Source organism: Shigella sp. FC1661 (genome assembly GCF_001712525.1).
GTDB classification, from domain to species: Bacteria; Pseudomonadota; Gammaproteobacteria; order Enterobacterales; family Enterobacteriaceae; genus Escherichia; species Escherichia coli.
The window spans coordinates 1-1705 of sequence record NZ_MDGW01000298.1; the positions used below are offsets into that span (position 1 = coordinate 1).

Consider the following 1705-nt stretch of genomic DNA (forward strand, 5'->3'; position numbering starts at 1 on the left):
GCTGGCTGTTTTACGCGTATGACAGGATACGGAGGACGGTTGTGGCGCACGTCTTCGGTGAACGCACTCTGGCCACACTGGAGCGTCTTCTGAGCCTGCTGTCGGCCTTTGAGGTCGTGGTATGGATGACGGATGGCTGGCCGCTGTATGAATCACGCCTGAAGGGAAAGCTGCACGTTATCAGCAAGCGTTACACTCAGCGCATTGAGCGACATAATCTGAATCTGAGACAACATCTGGCAAGGCTGGGACGGAAGTCACTGTCGTTCTCAAAATCGGTGGAGCTGCATGACAAGGTCATCGGGCATTATCTGAACATAAAACACTATCAGTAAGTTGGAGTCATTACCTAAATCCGGTGATGCAAATCATCTGGTTGTTATGCCACCTAAATTCGCTTTACCAGCCGGTAGTAGCAAAACTGTGCGCTTTGTTGCAATGGAACCAGAGCAAAAAGAAAAAAATTAACGCGTTAAATTTGAAGCGGTTCCCAGTATTGATGACGTTGCCACAGATAAAAAAGATTTCTCTATGCAGTTAACAGTTAGCTTAATTTGGGGGATTGTTGTTAGTGTTCCACCTCAGCAACCTATTGCTAAGTTAGAAGTAAATGCTGCCCAAAAATTAGTTAATGCAGGGAATCAACGCTTAAAGATTTTAACGATCGCTTATTGTAAAAATAATAGCAAAGAAAATTGTAAGATACAGACCGTAAATAAAAACATCTTCCCTGGTCAGGAAAGAAATCTTGAAAGCATATCTGGCTACGACAAAATCGTTGTCAAATATAATAACTGGATCACCAAAGATAATGGCGAGTTTGAACTGGCGATCCATTAATTATCATTGTAATAAACGAAGGAATAGTAATGAAAAAGGTATTTGCAAAATCTCTTCTGGTCGCAGCGATGTTTTCTGTTGCAGGCTCCGCATTGGCAGTACAAAAGGATATTACTGTAACGGCCAACGTTGATGCCGCTCTGGATATGACACAGACCGATAACACCGCGTTGCCGAAAGCAGTAGAAATGCAATATCTGCCGGGGCAGGGTCTGCAATCTTACCAGTTGATGACCAAAATCTGGTCTAACGACGTTACCAAAGATGTAAAAATGCAGTTAGTTTCCCCGGCGCAACTGGTTCAAAGCCTGGATGCTAGCAAGATTGTTCCGCTGACAGTAACCTGGGGCGGTGAAGAAATTAAAGCTGATGCGGCAACCACTTTTACCGCAACCAAAATCTTTGCTTCCGATGCGTTAACTAACGGTTCTCTGGCTAAAAACCTGATGTTTGCTCAAACCACCAAAGGTGTTCTGGAGACAGGCATTAGACTGGCCCCCTGAATCTCCAGACAACCAGTATCACTTAAATAAGTGATAGTCTTAATACTAGTTTTTAGACTAGTCATTGGAGTACAGATGATTGATGTCTTAGGGCCGGAGAAACGCAGACGGCGTACCACACAGGAAAAGATCGCAATTGTTCAGCAGAGCTTTGAACCGGGGATGACGGTCTCCCTCGTTGCCCGGCAACATGGTGTAGCAGCCAGCCAGTTATTTCTCTGGCGTAAGCAATACCAGGAAGGAAGTCTTACTGCTGTGGCCGCCGGAGAACAGGTTGTTCCTGCCTCTGAACTTGCTGCCGCCATGAAGCAGATTAAAGAACTCCAGCGCCTGCTCGGCAAGAAAACGATGGAAAATGAACT

The 1705-nt window shown here is 45.2% G+C and carries 2 protein-coding genes and 2 pseudogenes; all 4 read left to right on the forward strand.

What is annotated here, in order from left to right; genetic code table 11:
- Window positions 1-335 (forward strand): annotated as a pseudogene (locus BFF42_RS16140) (IS1-like element IS1X2 family transposase); the annotation flags it as partial.
- A 16-nt stretch (window positions 336-351) separates the two neighbouring features.
- Window positions 352-840, forward strand: a pseudogene (locus BFF42_RS16145) (fimbria/pilus periplasmic chaperone); the annotation flags it as partial.
- Window positions 841-869: 29 nt separating this feature from the next.
- Window positions 870-1343, forward strand: a complete 474-nt coding sequence (locus tag BFF42_RS16150; RefSeq protein WP_000755096.1) for a CS1 type fimbrial major subunit — start codon at window positions 870-872, stop codon at window positions 1341-1343.
- Window positions 1344-1418: 75 nt separating this feature from the next.
- The coding region (locus tag BFF42_RS16155; RefSeq protein ID WP_000567737.1) for a transposase at window positions 1419-1705 on the forward strand (287 nt) is incomplete at its 3' end.

Bases quoted from the DNA above. Each gene is read 5' to 3' on its own strand.
- BFF42_RS16150 (WP_000755096.1), top strand. From the start codon at position 870: ATGAAAAAGGTATTTGCAAAATCTCTTCTGGTCGCAGCGATGTTTTCT.